13 protein-coding genes are annotated in these 17,025 nt (G+C 64.4%); 1 reads left to right on the top strand and 12 read right to left on the bottom strand.

Translation table 11 applies throughout. The features are described from left to right. From H7A19_07460 to H7A19_07495, 8 genes are all read right to left on the bottom strand, one after another. A partial coding sequence (locus H7A19_07460) for a hypothetical protein (GenBank protein MCP5474668.1) occupies positions 1–402 on the bottom strand: 402 nt, incomplete at its 3' end. A gap of 260 nt (positions 403–662) precedes the next feature. Beyond that, positions 663–1,715 carry an N-acetyl-gamma-glutamyl-phosphate reductase gene (gene argC / locus H7A19_07465; GenBank protein ID MCP5474669.1) on the bottom strand — a complete coding sequence of 351 codons (1,053 nt, stop codon included), beginning with the start codon at positions 1,713–1,715 and terminating at the stop codon, positions 663–665. A 219-nt stretch (positions 1,716–1,934) separates the two neighbouring features. Next, entirely contained in the window at positions 1,935–2,984 is a 1,050-nt protein-coding gene (locus H7A19_07470) for a hypothetical protein (protein MCP5474670.1), read from the bottom strand. A 279-nt stretch (positions 2,985–3,263) separates the two neighbouring features. Continuing rightward, a complete protein-coding gene (gene argG, locus H7A19_07475; GenBank protein MCP5474671.1) occupies positions 3,264–4,481 on the bottom strand; it encodes an argininosuccinate synthase in 1,218 nt (405 codons plus the stop codon). Positions 4,482–4,909: 428 nt separating this feature from the next. Continuing rightward, the gene (gene argH / locus H7A19_07480) at positions 4,910–6,274 is read right to left on the bottom strand and encodes an argininosuccinate lyase (GenBank protein MCP5474672.1); all 1,365 of its coding nucleotides are present in this window, start codon (positions 6,272–6,274) and stop codon (positions 4,910–4,912) included. A gap of 121 nt (positions 6,275–6,395) precedes the next feature. After that, the gene (argB, locus tag H7A19_07485; GenBank protein ID MCP5474673.1) at positions 6,396–7,295 is read right to left on the bottom strand and encodes an acetylglutamate kinase; all 900 of its coding nucleotides are present in this window, start codon (positions 7,293–7,295) and stop codon (positions 6,396–6,398) included. A 134-nt stretch (positions 7,296–7,429) separates the two neighbouring features. Beyond that, positions 7,430–8,428 (bottom strand): N-acetylornithine carbamoyltransferase, encoded by a 999-nt coding sequence (locus H7A19_07490; protein MCP5474674.1) that lies wholly within the window; start codon positions 8,426–8,428, stop codon positions 7,430–7,432. A 6-nt stretch (positions 8,429–8,434) separates the two neighbouring features. Next, the gene (locus tag H7A19_07495) at positions 8,435–9,568 is read right to left on the bottom strand and encodes an aspartate aminotransferase family protein (protein ID MCP5474675.1); all 1,134 of its coding nucleotides are present in this window, start codon (positions 9,566–9,568) and stop codon (positions 8,435–8,437) included. Between the two features lie 65 nt (positions 9,569–9,633). On the opposite strand from H7A19_07495, the gene H7A19_07500 reads away from it, so the two are divergent. After that, positions 9,634–10,053 (top strand): arginine repressor, encoded by a 420-nt coding sequence (locus tag H7A19_07500; GenBank protein ID MCP5474676.1) that lies wholly within the window; start codon positions 9,634–9,636, stop codon positions 10,051–10,053. A gap of 160 nt (positions 10,054–10,213) precedes the next feature. On the opposite strand, the gene H7A19_07505 is transcribed toward H7A19_07500, so the two are convergent. The 4 genes from H7A19_07505 to H7A19_07520 form a co-directional block, all read right to left on the bottom strand. Then, on the bottom strand, positions 10,214–11,194 hold the full coding sequence (locus H7A19_07505; protein ID MCP5474677.1) for a patatin-like phospholipase family protein: 981 nt from the start codon (positions 11,192–11,194) through the stop codon (positions 10,214–10,216). Positions 11,195–11,292: 98 nt separating this feature from the next. Continuing rightward, positions 11,293–13,431 (bottom strand): EAL domain-containing protein, encoded by a 2,139-nt coding sequence (locus tag H7A19_07510; GenBank protein MCP5474678.1) that lies wholly within the window; start codon positions 13,429–13,431, stop codon positions 11,293–11,295. Continuing rightward, positions 13,428–14,303, bottom strand: coding sequence for a phosphate/phosphite/phosphonate ABC transporter substrate-binding protein (locus H7A19_07515; GenBank protein ID MCP5474679.1), 876 nt, complete (start codon positions 14,301–14,303; stop codon positions 13,428–13,430). The genes H7A19_07510 and H7A19_07515 overlap by 4 nt, the downstream gene beginning before the upstream one ends. Before the next feature lie 167 nt (positions 14,304–14,470). After that, positions 14,471–16,891, bottom strand: a complete 2,421-nt coding sequence (locus tag H7A19_07520) for a hypothetical protein (protein ID MCP5474680.1) — start codon at positions 16,889–16,891, stop codon at positions 14,471–14,473. Between the last annotated feature and the right edge of the window lie 134 nt (positions 16,892–17,025).

A 17,025-nucleotide genomic window follows, 5' to 3' on the forward strand; every position in this document is an offset into this window, starting at 1 on the left:
GCTGTTGCCATCACGGCCAATGCCCAGATAGGTTGCTCCATCAATGACGAAGCCCTTGTACAGGTCGCGAAAGATGTTGACCGCGCTGCGTGGGTACGGCGATACGGTGCCGGTTGAGGTTGCGCCGCCCTTTCGCATCAGCACGCGAAAGAAGGCGGGGATGGGATCAGCGAACTGCGCTTCGTTGGCTGGCAGATAGGCCAGATCCTGCTTGGTCAGGCTGTAGTTGCGGTCGTCCCAGGGGCCAATCGTTGCCAAAGCCGCATAGTTCACCTGCGGATCTACGCCTCTGGATTGAACAATGTTCGGCACCAGCCGCGTTCCGCTTTCCTGGGCTGTCGCAGCCCCCGAACCGACCGCCAGCAACACCACCGCCAGCGCCAGAAAACACACATTTCGCATGAACTTTACTCCAGATCAAATGCCGCACTCGCCGCGACGCACAGCAAAGGTAGCGACGGGCATAGATCCCAAGTTTAGCCTGCATTCAGGCTCAAGAGCCGCAAAGGTGCATACAAGTCTCGATTATTGGCAGCTCAAAGCCGAGACGGATGCCACTGCAGACTCCGGTGATCATTCTTGGATAGGACACCGCGGCGCGCCAATGTCAGTAGGCACACATGGAAAAGCACGGGATAGATCAACTGAGAACAAGGAACTGCTCAGCCGGGATAGACCGGCGCCTGCAGCAAGCCCGTATCCTCCGCCCAACCCTGACCCAGATTCAGATTCTGGATAGCCTGCCCGGCCATCCCTTTGACCAGATTGTCGATGGCCACCAGCACACAGGCGCTGCCACCCGACGCGCTGACCGCGATATCGGCGAAGTTGCTGCCGGCCACCGCAGCGATACGCGGGGTGCTGTCGACCAGGCGGATGAAGCGGCACTGCTGATAGCGCTGTTCGAAAGCGGCGCGCAGATCGGCGCCGGTCAGGTCGGGCGCCTGGAAGGTCAGCGTGGCGAAGATGCCGCGAACCAGCGGGGCGGAATGCGGCACGAAGGCAAAGTCCAGGGCTGTGCCCTGCTCTGCCAGCGTGCGTCGGATCTCGCCTTCGTGCTGGTGGGCCAGCATCTTGTAGGCGCGGAAGTCGTTGGCCCGGGTGGGATGGTGAGTGGTATCGCTGGGACTGGCGCCGGAGCCGGATGAACCAGTGATGGCGGAGACAGCGACCCAGGTCGGCGCGTGCGCACCCAGGTCCGCCAGTGGCAGCAAGCCGAGCTGGATCGCGGTGGCAAAGCAGCCGGGATTGGCGATGCGGCGCGCCCCCACGAGCCGCGCGCGGCGCCATTCGCTCAGGCCGTAGACAAACTCGGCCAAACGCTCCGGGCAAGGATGCTCGCCGCCGTAGCTGCGACTGAAACTGGCGGCATCCGCAAGGCGGAAATCGCCAGAAAGATCAATGACGGTCAGTTTTCGATCCAGGCCATGTTCCTGCCATAGCTGTTCCAGCTGCAGCAGTTGCCGTGCAAACTCGCCATGCGGCATGGCCGCGAAAAGTACCGGACAGTCGCTTTGGGCCAGTGCAGCCCAGTCCGGTGCGGCGACAAATTCGCCGGCCACAATGCCGCGCAGATTGGGGTGCACGGCGCCTATGGGCTTGCCGACGTGCTGGCGCGAGATGCAGCTCAAACTGCGAAGACGCGGGTGGCTGGCCAGCAGTCGCAGCAGCTCGCCGCCGCCGTAGCCTGATGCACCGAGAATCACGACATCCATGTTGGCCTCACTAGCCAGTGGTTAGGATCCCGCCAAGAGCGGCCGACCCTGTAGGAGCGACCTTGCGTCGCGACCGGCGTGGCGACACGGGCGGTGCGTCGTGGAAGGCCGTCGTCGCGCAACCATGAAGCTGCGGGTCGCGACGCAAGGTCGCTCCTACAAGAGAAGCATCGCGACGCGAGGTCGCTCCTACAAAAAACGTTTGGCGCGAATCGGCTCTTACGACCGCGCCTTGAACTTCTGTACCAGATCCAGCGCCAGTTCGCCGAGCGATTTGGGATCGACTCGGGCGTTGCGGGCGGGAATGCCCAGGCGCTCGACGAAACGGGTGCCGACGGCGTTGTCGGTGGCGGGGCCGGCGACCACGTCGACATCGATGCCGAAGCTCTCGCGCAGATACTCGACGCCGCCGGCGACGCCGACCGGATCATTGGCGCAGAACACGAAACAGGCGCATTGGGCGCGCAGGGCTTCGTCGGCCAGGATTGCCTGCACGCCGTATTCGCCCATGACGCCGTCGCCAGTTTCGGCAACGATCACATCCACGCCCTTGGCCGCGATCTCGCTGAGCACCTTGTGGGCGGTTTCCGCCGCGGTCTCCGGGCCCGAGCAGACGATGCCGGCATCGGTGAAATCGGCGATGACCTCGGCGCCGTGATCGTAGAGATGCAGGGTGTCGCGCATCAGCGAGATGCCGGTGAGCTTGGCACCACCAACTTTGTATCCGGCCTGATGAAGAGCGCGTACCATGGCCGAACCGGCCAGGGTCTTGCCTGAGTTCATGCACGTACCGAGGATGAAGATGATCGGCACCTTGGGCGCGGTCGGTACGCCCTGCAGGGCGTTGTGGCGGATATGCGCCGGAATGCCCTGGCGCGACTGGAATTCCGGAAAGATCAACACCTGCCCCAGCACTTCCAGCTGGAAGGGTTTGCCGACTTCGGGGTTGTAGGACACGCATTCGCCGATGACGCCGCCGATGTTGAGCATGTTCAGGGTGTCGCCGATCTTGACCGATTTGGGCATCACGCCCTCATAGCCATGCAGCGCATTGCGCTTGCCCAGCACGCCGACCACCAGATCGCCGTCATGCAGCGTCATCCAGCGCCCGTGGGTGTCTTCCAGCTGATTGTAGGTACGCTTTTCGCCATGCACGCGCACGGCGATGGCCGAGCCCTCCTCCACCAGGATGTCCTCGCCCAGCGTCAAGGTGCGCTGCAGATTGAGGTTCCGGGTGACGCTGGCGATTTTGTCGACGGTCAGGCGCATGAGGATGGTCCCTTGGGGAGGAAAAAGGAAAACGGAAAAAGGAAAAAGGGAGGGCGGCGCGCGGCGAGGCTGGAGCCGCCGCATTCGTAGGTCACGTTGGGCGCGCAGCGACCTGCGTGACATCGTCGGGATTGCCGCGTGCCCGCAGATGCGTCATTGCGAGGAGCGCAGCGACGAAGCAATCCAGTGCCTTGTTGTACGCCCGAACCCTGGATTGCCGCGGCCCGCTGCGCGGGCCTCGCAATGACGCCCTCGAAGGTCCGGGGTGCCAGCATTGCTCTACCCATTTTCCTTTTCCCCTTTTCCTTCTTCCCGAGCTCCCAGAGCCACCTGCTGAGCCACGCCGAACAGCTTGCAATAGCCGCGCGCCTCTTCGCCGGTCCAGGCCTTGGCCCCTTCGCCGTAGCTGGCGACCTTGGATTGCATCAGGCTGTGGCTGGAGCGTACGCCTTCCACCTGGGCCACGCGCGGATACAGCGTCATGCGCACATCGCCGCTGACGGCCGCTTGTGAGGACGCAAGAAAGGCTTCCAGATCGCGGCCCAGCGGGTCGAAATAGTGACCTTCGTGCAGCAGGCTGCCATAGAGATTGCCCAGCGATTCCTTCCAGAACAGCTGCTTGCCACTGAGCACCAGCTTCTCCAGCTCGCGATGGGCCTGGATCAGCAGATGCGCCGCTGGCGCCGAGAAGCCGACCCGGCCCTTGATGCCGAGGATGGTGTCGCCGAGGTGAATGCCGCGACCGATGCCGTATTTCTCACCGAGCGCGTTCAGCGCCTCGACGATGGCGACCGCGCCCAGCGCCTCGCCGTTCAGCGCCACCGGCTCGCCGCGCTTGAATCCCAACTCGATGGTCTGCGGCGCCAGATCGCCAGCAATGACGCCACCGGGATAGGCCGACTCCGGCAGATGCTGCCAGGAATCATGGGTTTCCTTGCCGCCGACCGAGGTGCCCCACATGCCTTCGTTGACCGAATACAGCGTGGTCTTGGCGGGAATCTCGACGCCACGCTCGGCCAACCAGCGGGTCTCGTCCTCGCGCGACAGTGCCAGTTCGCGGATGGGCGTGATCAGCTCCTTGTCCGGGCAGAGCGCCCGGAAAGCCACATCGAAGCGCACCTGATCATTGCCGGCGCCGGTAGAGCCGTGGGCGATGGCGCTGGCCCCGAGCTCATTGGCGGCCTGGGCGACGCGCTTGGCCTGGCAGACGCGCTCGGCCGAGACCGACAGCGGATAGAGCTGGCCGCGCAGCACGTTGCCGAACAGCAGATAACGCAGATAATCGTCCCACAGTTCCTGACGGGCATCGATGGTCAGGTGCTGCGTCACACCCAGGCGACGGGCGGAGGCTTCGATACGGCTCAGTTCCGCCGCATCAAATCCGCCGGTATTGACCGACACGGTGGCCACATCGAAGCCACGCTCGCGCAGATGCAGCACGCAGAAGGAGGTGTCGAGGCCACCGGAGAACGCGAGTACGCACAGAGGTTTGGACATTTGAATGGCTTAGGAAAAAGGGAAAAGGGAAAAGGGAAGAGCTTGAAGCGACGGCGCCTGGCAGAACCCAGCGTCATTGCGAGGAGCGAAGCGACGAAGCAATCCAGCGTTCTTGCGGCTTGCGCCATTCTGGATTGCCACGGCCCGCTGTGCGGGCCTCGCAACGACGCCAATTGAGGAATTACCGCAATCGTAGGTCAGGTTGGGCGCGCAGCGACCTACGTGACAACGGCTTACCCTGACGCGCATGACGCTTCGAATACCCGGTCGGCGAATCGAAGCGGCTTCGAGGAGGGACACGCCCCTGCGCGGCCGCTCTTGATCTCCGGGCAAGGCAAAGCGGCGCCGCAGCGCGGCACCCTCCACGGCAACCGCCTGCGCGATGAAGCCAAGCGAGAAATCGCAGCCAACGTGACCTGCCAAAGCGCTCATTGCGCAAACACCCGCGCTTCGACCGCATCCAGCAGCTGCTGGCGCGACGCGAGCCAGGCCGAACCCTCAGCCAGTTCCTGCGCGGCGATATCCAGGCCGAGCGCTCCGAGCCCACCGGTGTGGGTGGCGCTGAGGGCGGCCCTGTCAGGCACGAACTCGCCGGCCATGACCGCCGTGCCGATCTGCTTGTAGGCATCGCGGAAGGTCTGCCCGCCAGCCACCAGCACATAGGCCTGATGGGCGGCGTAGAGCTCATCGCTCATGGCCGCAGCGCTGCGGTTTGCATCGACTTTGAGCACCGGAATCAATCGGGTCAGCACATCGAGCGTGGCCGCAGCGGCATCCAGGCCGGCCAGCAATGGCCGCTTGTGCAACTGGAAGTCGCGGTGATAGCTGCCGGGCACGCCGGTGACGATCTGGCGATGCCATTCGGCGATGCCGCGCAACTCGCGGCAGCGCCCGCGCGCCAGTTCCAGCACGTCCGGATTGCGCTTCTGCGGCATGATCGAAGAGCCAGTGGTGAAGGCATCGGGCAGACGCACGAAGCCGAATTCCTCGGTCGAGTACAGCAGCAAATCCCAGCACAGTTTCTCCAGCGTGCCGGCCACCGAGACCAGCCAGTCAAGCAGCGCCTGCTCGTGGCGGCCACGCGAATTCATGACATCCACCGGCGAGCGCTGCACGCGCGCAAATCCCAGCAGTTCCGCCACACGCTCACGACGCAACGGCAAGGGCACACCAAAGCCGGCTGCGGCGCCCAGCGGGCAGCGATCCAGCCGTCGCCAGAGGCCATCGGCGGCCTGCATTTCCTCGACCAGCCCTTCGACATAGCCGATGGCCCACTGGCCGATACTGGAGGGCATGGCGCGGCGCAGATGGGTGTATCCGGGCACCGGCACCGCCTCGTGGGAGCGGGCGAAATCGAGCAGCGCATTGGCCAGCGCATGCACCTGCGCCACCAGTCCAAGCAAGCGCGAGCGCAGCAGCAATCGCAAGGCCAGCAGCACCTGATCATTGCGCGAGCGCCCCAGGTGGATACGCTTTCCGGCCTCCCCCACCCGCTCGATCAGCGCATGCTCCAGCGCGGTGTGGCCGTCTTCCTGATCGTCCGAAATCATCAGCTCGCGGCGCTCGGTCACGGGCTTCAGTTCGGCCAGTGCCGCGACCAGCGCCGAGGCATCGGCGGACGACAGCAACCCGGCCTCGCCCAGCATTCGCGCATGCGCGGCCGATCCCTGCACATCGAAGGGCAGCAGGGCAAGATCGAGCTGCGGATCCTCGCCCACGGTAAAGCGGTGGACGGCCGCGTCCAGCGGCAATCCCTTGGCCCACAGTGGGGTGCTGGCGGTTGGGCTTGTCATGATCGGTGATCAGAAACCTCGATGGGGAAGTAGGTCACGTTGCCCGCAACGCGGGCTACGTGACGAGTGGTACGACGCCAACGTCACGTAGGTCGCTGCGCGCCCAACGTGACCTACGACACTATTCCTCGTCCTTGACGATCATGGTGCCGGCACCTTCGTTGGTGAAGATTTCCACCAGCAGGGCGTCGGCCTGCACGCCGGACACCAAGTGCGCGGAATGCACGCCGTTCTTGAGCGCATGACGGATCGAGGCGGCCTTGGGCAACATGCCGCCGGCGAGTTCGCCGCGTGCTTCCATCTCGTCCAGTTTGGCCAGTGTGGCGAAAGTGATGAGCGAGGACGGGTTCTTGACGTCCTTCAGCAGGCCGGACACCTTGAGCACATAGAACAGTTTCTCGGCGCCGAGCGTGGCCGCCAGATGTGAGGCGATGGTATCGGCATTGGTGTTGTAGACACTGCCGTCGGGGCTGCCTGACAGCGGCGCGATCACCGGCACATAGTCCGACTCCAGCAGATGATTGAGCAGCGTGGGATCGATCTGTTCGATATCACCGACCAGCCCGTAGTCGAAGAACTTCGGCTTGCCCTCGTCCTCGCCCATGTACATCGGCGCGCGCTTGCGGGCCTTGATCATGCCGGCGTCGACACCGGTGAGACCGACCGCGGGAACGCCTACGCGGTTCATCTCCGACAGCAGATCGGTATTGGTGACGCCATTGAAGACCATCTTGGCCGCTTCCAGCACCTCGGGCGTGGTGACCCGGCGACCGGCTTGTTTCTCGATCGGCAGATTCAGCTGGGTGCACAACTGGTCCAGCCGCGAGCCACCGCCATGGACCACCACGACGCGGATCGACAGCGTCCACAGCACGCCGATCTGCTCGACCACCTTACGCCGGCTTTCCGGCTCATCGAGCACCTCACCACCGAGCTTGATGACGAAGGTCTTGCCGCGAAACTGACGCAGGTACTTGGACAGTCCTTTGAGAGCGTCGTAGGGATTGGATGCGAAGGGCATTTTGGGAACCTCGGAAACGGGGAAAGAAGAAAGTGCGGGGCACGGGGCACGGGGCACGGGGACTGGACTGGGGATTGTGGCCAAGAGGGCCGGCTTTTCCCGTGCCCCCTGCCCCCTTTCCCCTGCCCCCGCTCCTAGGCCTTGCCAAACAGCCAGGCGAGTGCGGCCATTTGTACCCACAGGCGGTTCTCGGCTTCGTCGATCACCCGCGAGAACTCGGAGTCGAGGACTTCGTCGCTGATCTCGACATTGCGGCGCACCGGCAGGCAGTGCAGAAAGATTGCCTCGGAGGTGCAGTGTTCAAAATGCTTGAGCGTGGGCATCCAGCCGCGCAGCGCAGGCGAGGACACGATGCTGTCTTCGCTGGCACGCGGTTCCGGGCCCCAGGCCTTGGCATAGACCACATGGGCACCGTGCAATGCCTCGCGCTGGTCGTGGGTGTAGCGAATCTTCGCGCCGCTTTCGCCAGCGTAGCGCTGCGCCTGTGCTCGCACGGCCTCGCCAAGTTCGAATCCCGGGGGATGCGCTACCGTGATGTCGCAACCGGCAGCGGCCGCATGCAGCAACACCGAGTTGGGCACGGCCTTGGCCAATGGTTTGACGTGCGGCGCCCAGCTCAGGACCACCTTCACGCCCTGGGTCTGACCGAAACTCTCCTGCACCGTGAGCATGTCGGCCAGTCCCTGGCAGGGATGTTCGCGTGCCGATTCCAGACTGACCATGGGTACCTTGGCATGCCGCCGGAAGGCGTTGATGACGCCATCGATATCGTCGTCGGCCTGGCCCATGCCGCGCGAGAACGCGCGCACACCCAGCGCATCGACGTAGCGCGACAGCACCGGTGCGGCCTCACGCACATGTTCGGCCTTGTCGGCGTTCATGACTGCGCCGTCTTCGGTCTCGACCTTCCAGACGCCGCTGCCTTCTTCCAGCGCCACGGCCTGGCCGCCGAGCTTGAGCATCGCCACTTCGAAGCTGGTGCGGGTGCGCAGCGAGGGATTGAAGAACAGCATGCCGAGCACCTTGCCCTTGAGCAGAGCGCCGGGTTCGTTGCGCTTGAAATCGGCCGCCAGCTTCAGCAATGAGGCTTGCCCTTTTGGGCCGAGATCGTCCAGATGAGTGAAATGGCGCATCGATACTTATCCTTGGAATTGCGAAATGGCGAGCTCGAGTGCGCTGATCGCGTCCTCGCTGACATTGAGACAGGGCATCAGGCGCAGAACCTGCGGATCGGATGAGCCACCGACCAGCAGTCTACGTTCGAATAGATGACGCTTCAGTGTGGCGGCCGGCGCCCGCGTACGCAGGCCCAGCAACAGACCCTCGCCAAGCACGCACTCGACCGCGGGTCCGGGCAAGCTCTGTTTCAGGCGTGCACCAACGGCTTGGGCGTATGCGGCGAGTTCGTCGTCCTGGATGACCTGCAGCGTGGCCACCAGCGCGGCCATCGCCAGCGGCCCGCCACCAAAGGTGCTGCCCAGGTCGCCGCTCTGCACCGCCGCTGCACGCTCGGCGGACAGCAGCGTGGCGCCCACCGGCACACCCGAGGCCAGACCCTTGGCCAGGGTCAGCGCATCGGGGCGCACACCATAGAATTCGGCCGCAGTCGGCGTGCCCAGCCGCCCTACCCCGGTCTGGATCTCATCGAAGATCAGCCAGGTACCCGCGGCTGCCGTCAACTCGCGCAGTCGCGCAAACCAGGCCGGGCTGGCGCAGCGGATCCCGGACATGCTCTGGATGGGTTCGACGATGACGGCGGCCACCGAAGCGAAATCGAAACGCTCCAGCGCAGCGAGATCGGCGAAGGGCAGGCGCTGGCACCGCGGCAAAACCGCCGCGTAAGGATCGGTGATCTTCGGATCGTCCGTGACCGACAGGGCCAGGGTGGTGCGCCCGTGCCAGCCGCCGTCAAAGCTCAGCAAACCACTGCGCCCAGTCTGCTTGATCGCCAGCTTCAGGGCGTTCTCGTTGGCCTCGGCGCCGGAATTGCAGAAGAACACCCGGCTCATGCCCGAGCCGGCCACGAAGGAGATCAGGGCATCAGCTGCCTGCTCGCGGATGCGCAAGCGCGCGGCAGCCGAATAGAACAGCAAACGTCCGGCCTGCTCGGCGATGGCAGCCACCACTCGCGGGTGCGAATGGCCGGTAGCCGTGACACAATGGCCACCGTACCAATCGAGGTACTCGGTCCCGTCCTCGGCATGGACCCGGTCGCCACTGGCGTGGTCGAGCACGAAGGGAAAAGCGGCATAGGTTTCTAGCAGCGCTGACATGAATGATGTTGCATAACATGCGAAGGTAACGCATATTATGCACTTTCCATCGAGCGCACAAGCCCATGGCCCGAACCGCTGCAGATCTTGATCAAACGCTGCTGGAGTTGATCAGCAACGATCGCATCTCTGACCAGTTCGAACTGCAGGCGGCCTTGGCCAAGGCTGGCAAGGTAGTCAGCCAACCCACGCTCTCACGGCATCTCACACGTCTTGGAATTTCCAAGCGCAACGGCCGCTACGCGCCTCCCGGCGACGGCAGCCCGGGCGCCACGGCGGTGCTGTCGGCACCACCCAATCTGATCGTGCTCCGGACCAAGCCGGGATTTGCCAATGCCGTTGCCGCCGTGCTCGATCACCAGCCCCTGCCCGGCCAGGCCGGCACCATCGCCGGCGACGACACCGTATTCATCGCCCTGCGCGAAGGTCATGCCCTGCAGACCTTGATCGACGCCGCCCGGTTGCGCTTCCTGGACGAGCCCTGAGCGCGCCTCGGTGCGGGCAGATTCGGGCCAGCGACTGGCCCGGACGGCAGTCGCGACGCAAGGTCGCTCCTACCAGAAGCACTTCTCGTAGGAGCGACCTTGCGTCGCGAACGGTGACTCTGCCCTTTTCCCGATGGCTGATCGCCCACCAAAGGCCAAGCTATCCCAGACGATCCGGCGCGACCGCGTCTTCGTAACGATCAATCGCCAGCTTGGCGGCCTCACGGCCGATCTCGATCATCTCCCTGGCTTTCCAGAATTCATAGAAGAAACAGGATTGATGGGGAATTCGTACCAGCACATCAGGCGGATCCAGGGCCAATTGGGTCTGGCTGATTCGGGACTGCACGGCGTCAAGCGAGCGCGACATCAGATCCAGCAGCCCAGGCTGCGCCGGTTCCGGGCTGCCACGCTCCATCAAGCCCTCGATCCAGGCTTCGATCCGCGCCCGCAAGCCGTTCCCGTTGTTGTCCTTGTCGCCGGATTCCTTGCGGGATTCGGGCTGCTTGCCCTGCTTGACCGGCAGCAGGTATTGAGAATTGGCATCCACCGCCATCACCAGATCTGCCGAAAACATCCGAGTTGCGGCGATAGGGATGGGAGCCAGCAGACCTCCATCGACCAGTTCCCGGCCGTCAACACGATGCGGAGTGAACACCATGGGAATGGCGATCGAGGCGCGCACTGCGTCGAAGAGCTTGCCGCGGGTCATCCAGACCTCGCGCTGACTGGCCAGATCCGTGGCCACGGCGACAAAGGGTGTCTGCAGTTCCTCGATGCGGTGTTCGCCGACCAGGCGACGCAGCTCAGCGATCACACGGTCGCCCTTGATCAATCCGGGATGCCCGAAAGCGAAGTCAAGCAAGCGCATGACGTCGCCCCGTTCCAGCGCACAGGCCCAGTCACGGTAGTCGGCGAGTTTGCCGGCGGCGCAGATGCCGCCGACCAATGCCCCCATCGACGAACCTGCTATGGCGGCGATGCGGTATCCCCGCTGCTGCAGCACGTCGATGACACCAATGTGCGCCAAACCGCGAGCACCGCCCGCCCCCAGCACCAGGGCCACGCTCGGCCGCTTGCGATCACGGACTTCGGCGTTTTCGTCCTGCCCGGCAGGGTCGTCTTTTGATTCAGCGCTCACGGGCCCTTCCCAATCTGATCTCTATCGCGAAGGCTAGCAGCAGGGAGGCTACCGGATGGCGCCAGCACAGGCTCTCACCCGGCAAGGGGCAACCGTATTCACTCAAGATCGGTTCCCGAATCAACCCTGACCCTGCTTGGCTGCTGCACCAGACGCTCGGGACTAACGGCAACGCTCATCCAGAACCCTTGCGCCTGGTCGCAGCCACGCTCACGCAGCAACTGGTACTGGGCCTCGACTTCCACGCCTTCGGCAATGACCTGCATGCCCAGCGAATGGGCCATGGCGATGATCGCGCTGGCCAGCGCCAGGTCTTCGGGATCACTGAGGATGTCGGTGATGAAGCTGCGATCAATCTTGACCCCATCCACGCGGGCGCGGCGCAGATGGCTCAAGCCGGAAAAGCCGGTCCCGAAATCGTCCAGCCAGACTCGAACCCCGGTCTCGCGCAACTTGCCCAGGGCCTCGAAGGCCAGTTGCTCGTCGTGCAGCAGGCTGGATTCGGTCAGTTCCAAGTGCAACAGCTGCGGTGCCAACTGGTGCTTGTCGAGAATGGCGCTGATCCGCCGACCCAGATCGGCCCGTTGCAGCTGACGACCGGACAAGTTGACCGCTACCGACAATCCCGGGCGCTGCGCCTGCCAATGCGCGGCATCGCGGCAGGCGCGATCGAGCACCCATTCCCCGAGTGCGTCGATCAGGCCGCAGGCTTCGGCCACCGGCACGAAGATCGACGGCGGCACCGAGCCTCGGCGATCGTCGGTCCAGCGCAGCAGAGCCTCGGCGCCCACCAGTACGCCGTCCTTCAGGGCATGGATAGGCTGATAGGCCACGTCCAGACGTCCTTGTTCCAGCGCTTCCCGGAGATCATGCTCCAGCCCCAGACGCTCCTCGGCAGCCTCGGTGAGATGCCCGGCAAAGAAGCGATAGCAATTCTTGCCACGCTGCTTGGCCTGATACATGGCCAGGTCGCCGTGCTTCAGCAGCAACTTCGAGGTGTGGGCGTCATCCGGAAAGACGGTGATGCCGATGCTCGCCCCAACCAGGAGCGAGCGCCCCCCGATCAGGAAGGGTTGCTTGAGACTGTCGAGCAGCGCCGTGGCCGCGTACTCGCTCTTGCGGCGCGCGTCGATGCCGGTGACCACGGCCACGAACTCGTCACCACCCAGCCTTGCGATCACTGGCTGCACAGGCAAATCCGGAGTGACCAGGGTGTGCTTGAGTCGGTTGGCAAACTCAACCAACACCTCGTCGCCGGCATCATGCCCTAGTGTGTCATTGATGCGCTTGAAATCGTCCATGTCGACAAACAGCAGCGCCAGACCCATGCCACTGCCGCGGAATTCGGCGATCGCCTCGTCCAGCAATTCGCGCAGCATCAGCCGGTTGGGGAGTCCGGTCAGGCTGTCGTGATAAGCCAGCTTGCGAATGTCATGATGATGTCGACGCACCGCTTCGCTCATGCGCCCGAATGCCCGGATCAGCTCGCCCAACTCGTCACCGCGATGACTGCTGATGTGCCGCTCGAACCGGCCACGCTCTATCTCCTGCGCCTGTGCCGCCAGACGGCGAATCGGACGCACCAACCCGCGCGCAACCAACCAACCCGCCAGCGCCAGCCACAGCAGCAGTACAAGGAATCCCAACCCGAGCATATGTGCCGGGCCTGAAAAAGCTACTCGGAAGCGTTCGCGGGCGCCGGCCTTCTCGACCGCCAGGGCGCCTTCGGTGCGTGCCAGCGACAAACCTACGCGTACGCCGCCCAGGCGCAGATCGCCAATCTCGATCGGTGCACTGGCATCGATCTGCTGCTCACCCCACTGCACGATGGGCGCGTCGGCACCGATGACGGCAGGGGCCAGGGCATCGTCCATGACCTGACCGAAGCGCGGGATATCCCGACTGCCATCGTGGATCAGGCGGCCCTGATGGTCGTAGACCAGTACATAGTCCACATCGGGCTGATCCAGTGCCGATCGCGCCACCTCACGCACGGTCAGCAGATCGGTGTAGTACACCGGATTGGTCAGGGTTTCAGCCAGAAACGCGGCCAGCTGCACACCGCGATCGGCCAGCGACGCGCGGCCCTGTTCGCGCGAGGCCAGCTCATTCTGCATCAGCACGTCGTCCATCGCCTGGGTGGCACTGCGCCAGCCCATGACCAGCACCACCAGCCACACCAGCGTAGTGCCCAGCAGGCTCAGTACGAACTTGGCGCGCAGTCCTACACGCATCATTCAATCTCAGCGCGAACACGGCGCACGCCGTCCCGGAGGCGGCTCAGCACCTGGGAGGTGGCTTCGTCGATGTCATCAAAGCGCTCGGTTCTGGAATAAGCCTGAAGCGCCGCCCTGGCGGCCGGATCCCTGTGGGCTTTCAGCAGAATCTCGCGCAATCGCGCCTGGATGGCCGGATCCAGCCCTGGACGCACCAGTTCCAGTGCCCTGGGGAAACTGGCGCTCTCGTAGAACACTTTCAGGTCGGCGAACACGGCCGGCTGCTCCCGTTGCAGCTGTGCCCAATCCTGATTGCTGAAGACTGCGGCATCCACGAGCCCCTTGTGGACCCAGGTGATCAGATTGCTTTCCGATCGGGAGAAGACGTAGCCGATGAACGCTGGCGGTGGTCGCTCCAGCGGCGAGGCCTGGATGGCCAGCGGCAGACCCAGGTCGAGCAGGATCGCCGCGGGCGCCAGATAGGCACTGGTGGACAAGGGATGCTGAAAACCTAGCGCCTTGCCGCGCAGATCTGTCAGGTCGTGAATGCCCTGATCCTTCCGGGCGAAGAACACGCTGTGGTAGTCGAACTGGCCACCACGACTGGCGCGCAGGAAGATCCTGGCCTGAGCGCGCTCCTGAAACCCCAGCGCGGCGCCGGAGGTTTCGCTGATCCAGTCGACCTTGCCCTGACGGAGATAGCTGACCATCTGCTGGGCATCTCGCGCCATCAGCACCCGCCCCTCGCGAATGCCCACGTCGCCCATGCGGGCCACGACATAGTCGAGCAACGGCTTCAGCTGTTCATAATGGGCCTTGGGGTCATCGCTGACGCGGCCGAGAACCAAGACCGTCTGCGGCCTGCTGTCGGCCCAGGCCAGACTGCCCTGCATGGCCAGCAAAGGCAGCGCGAGCAGCATCAGGAACTTGGGCAGATTCAGGCTGCGCATGCAGACGCGTCATGACGGACGATACGCGAGTATAGGCGCGAAGCGCGCTGCAAAAGGCCCGCAGCTACGGCGGTGCCCAGCGGACCTCTGTGGCGGCGAGTGCCGGACAGCTACTCGAAGCCGTCGTCAAAGATCCCATCCAGCGGCTGCACATAGGCCGTGCCTTCGAGCGGATTGTCGACGCCACGGCCGGGCGCGCCGATGATCGCCGAGGTGGCGTCCGCCGCTACCGCCCGCCCGAACCCGTCGCCGTCTGACCCTGCGGACGCAAACCATTGCGTCGATTCTCGCCAGCCTGTTGCCTGACGACGAAAGGTCCGCACTGTGCCCTGATTGGCGGTGCTGCCAAGGTCAAAGCCGCTGCCACCCAGCAGCGCCTGATTCCCGGCAATCGCCACCGAAATGCCCAGCCCTTCACCGACCTGCGCCTGCGTGGCCCTGAGCTCACCATCCAGCACCAGGTCGGCCAGCCGATAGACATAGCCAGCCCCTTGAGCCGCGTTGCCCTCCTGAAAGGCGCCGATCAGCATTCGCTCGCTATCGGCAGAGACCGAGAAGCCAAAGGCAGCGTTGGCCTTGGGCACGGGGGCCTGGATTCCAGCGACGGGAACCCAGTTGCTGCCGCTGCGCTCATAGACAAAGACGCCGCCCGCCGAGACCGGCTCGGACTCCTTGGTAAATCCAGGCGCTCCGACAATGGCCTTACCCTCGGTCAGAGCCACGCTGGCTCCGAAGAACGCGAAGGCATCTGGTTCCGGCAGATCGAGTCGAGTCTCTTGCACCCACCCAGACGGGTCATGCCTGAAGACATAGGCAGTGCCCTGGTCCGTGAACGGAATCCGGGCTCCTCGCGCCCCAACCAGGACCCGGTTTCCGTGAATGGCCACGGCAAATCCGAACAAATCGCGCGCGCGGCCATCGCTCGCGGTCAACTTGGCATCGAACAGCCATTGTTCGCCCTCTCTTCGGAAGACATAGGCCGAGCCCTGATCGACATTGCCGTCGATCACATCCCAGTAGGCTCCAATCACCGCGTAGTCACCATCGATGGCGACGGAGATGCCGAATCGATCCTCGATCGACGCATCCGGTGCCTCCAGGCGACCCCGGTAGTGCCATTCCGAACCGCTGCGCTGAAACCAGTGCACCGCGCCAGCCTCGGCACCGGCATCGGTCTGTTCCAGATAGGCCCCGACCATGGCGATATCATCTTGCACCGCCACCGCACTACCGAAGCGATCGAACATGGCGCCATCGCCGCTGTCGAGCCGGCCGGCGGCGAAGACCGAATTGCCTTGGGTCAGATACCAGTGCACTGCGCCCTGGGAACGGTTCGGACCTACCCGATCCAGATCCGCGCCGATCAGGGCCCCGTCTGCCGACAAGGCCAGCGCGACACCAAAGTGGTTGGAAACACCGCCATCAGCGATATCCAATTGAGCTATCTCGATCAGTGTCTGTTCGGTACGCTGGTAGACGCTCACCGCGCCCTCGCCCAGCAGAGCGCCGCCCGCCGAGATCAGCGCACGCGTTTCATCGAGCGCGAGGGCGCTGCCAAATCGATCCGCCGGAAGCCCGCCATCGCGACGCAGCACGGCCAGGGGCTCGGCACCGCCGAGGATCTTCAACACCCTCACCTCGCCGACCCCGACGTTGGCCCCCGGCGATCCGATCAACGCCAATCCTCGGTCGACCGCAATGGCTGCCCCCAACTCGGCACCGATTGTGGCCGACAATGGTAATCGGGCTGCAACCGTCCAACCGCCGCCGCCAAGCTCGCTGCGAAACACGGCGCCGGCGCCATCCGCCTCCGGGGCGCCGATCAGCAAGACGCCGTCGGCTATCGCCAGCGCCGCGCCGAAACGCGCAGCGCCAGAGCCGTCCGTCGGCGTCAGGCTGCCCTCGAACTGGTACTGGCCGTTGCCATCGCGTCGATACAGATCCACCCGACCGGCGCCCGCCTGTGGCGCGCCCACCGCCAAGCGATCCTGCCACAGCGCCAGTGCGGCACCGAAGCGCTGATCCGCGGCCACCACCGGGGGCGTGATCAACTGCCGCAGCACATAGCCCTGAGTCGATCTCCCGTAGATGAACACGCTGCCGACCTCGGGCACCTGGTCCACTCGTCGACGCTGCGCCCCCACGGCCAGAAAGCTATCGGCCATGGCGATGGCCACACCGAAGTTGTCGCCGTCCTCGCCGGTCGGTTGCGGAACAAGCTTCTGGCTCTGCACCCAGCCCGACCCGGAGCGTTCGAAGACATAGGCTGAACCCTCGCCGATACCGAAGGTGGCGCCCGGTGCCGCGATGGAGTCGCCGTAGGCACCGATGACCGCCGTGGTGCCTTCCACCGCCACGGCGATGCCGAAGTTGTCGCCGGAGGCGCCATCGCCGGTCACTGGCGGCGGCAACTCGGTGTCGACCAAGGTCACGGTCTGCGCTGGCAAGGTCATGCAGACCAGCAGGCCGATCGCCAGCAGCAGGCACGCGCGGCGGCATCCAGCCCGGATTCCATGGATTGCGATACTCACTCCCTTCATGCCTCCGACTGAATCCCAACCCGCGTTCGCGCCGATCGGCAGAGGATCGCACGGTGAGACGAAAAAGCGCGTGCACCCGATCTGCCCACCTGCCCCCGCTTCAGGAAGCCTGCACAAGCAGGACC

The sequence above is a fragment of the Rhodanobacteraceae bacterium genome (assembly GCA_024234055.1).
In the GTDB taxonomy this organism is placed as follows: Bacteria; Pseudomonadota; Gammaproteobacteria; order Xanthomonadales; family SZUA-5; genus JADKFD01.

Coding starts and splice junctions, on each gene's coding strand:
- H7A19_07515 (MCP5474679.1), bottom strand. CDS start 14,303: ATGCAGGGCAGTCTGGCCTGGGCCGACAGCAGGCCGCAGACGGTCTTG.
- H7A19_07500 (MCP5474676.1), top strand. CDS start 9,634: ATGGCCCGAACCGCTGCAGATCTTGATCAAACGCTGCTGGAGTTGATC.
- argB (MCP5474673.1), bottom strand. CDS start 7,295: ATGCCCTTCGCATCCAATCCCTACGACGCTCTCAAAGGACTGTCCAAG.
- H7A19_07510 (MCP5474678.1), bottom strand. CDS start 13,431: ATGATGCGTGTAGGACTGCGCGCCAAGTTCGTACTGAGCCTGCTGGGC.
- H7A19_07470 (MCP5474670.1), bottom strand. CDS start 2,984: ATGCGCCTGACCGTCGACAAAATCGCCAGCGTCACCCGGAACCTCAAT.
- H7A19_07490 (MCP5474674.1), bottom strand. CDS start 8,428: ATGCGCCATTTCACTCATCTGGACGATCTCGGCCCAAAAGGGCAAGCC.
- argG (MCP5474671.1), bottom strand. CDS start 4,481: ATGTCCAAACCTCTGTGCGTACTCGCGTTCTCCGGTGGCCTCGACACC.
- argH (MCP5474672.1), bottom strand. CDS start 6,274: ATGACAAGCCCAACCGCCAGCACCCCACTGTGGGCCAAGGGATTGCCG.
- argC (MCP5474669.1), bottom strand. CDS start 1,715: ATGGATGTCGTGATTCTCGGTGCATCAGGCTACGGCGGCGGCGAGCTG.
- H7A19_07495 (MCP5474675.1), bottom strand. CDS start 9,568: ATGTCAGCGCTGCTAGAAACCTATGCCGCTTTTCCCTTCGTGCTCGAC.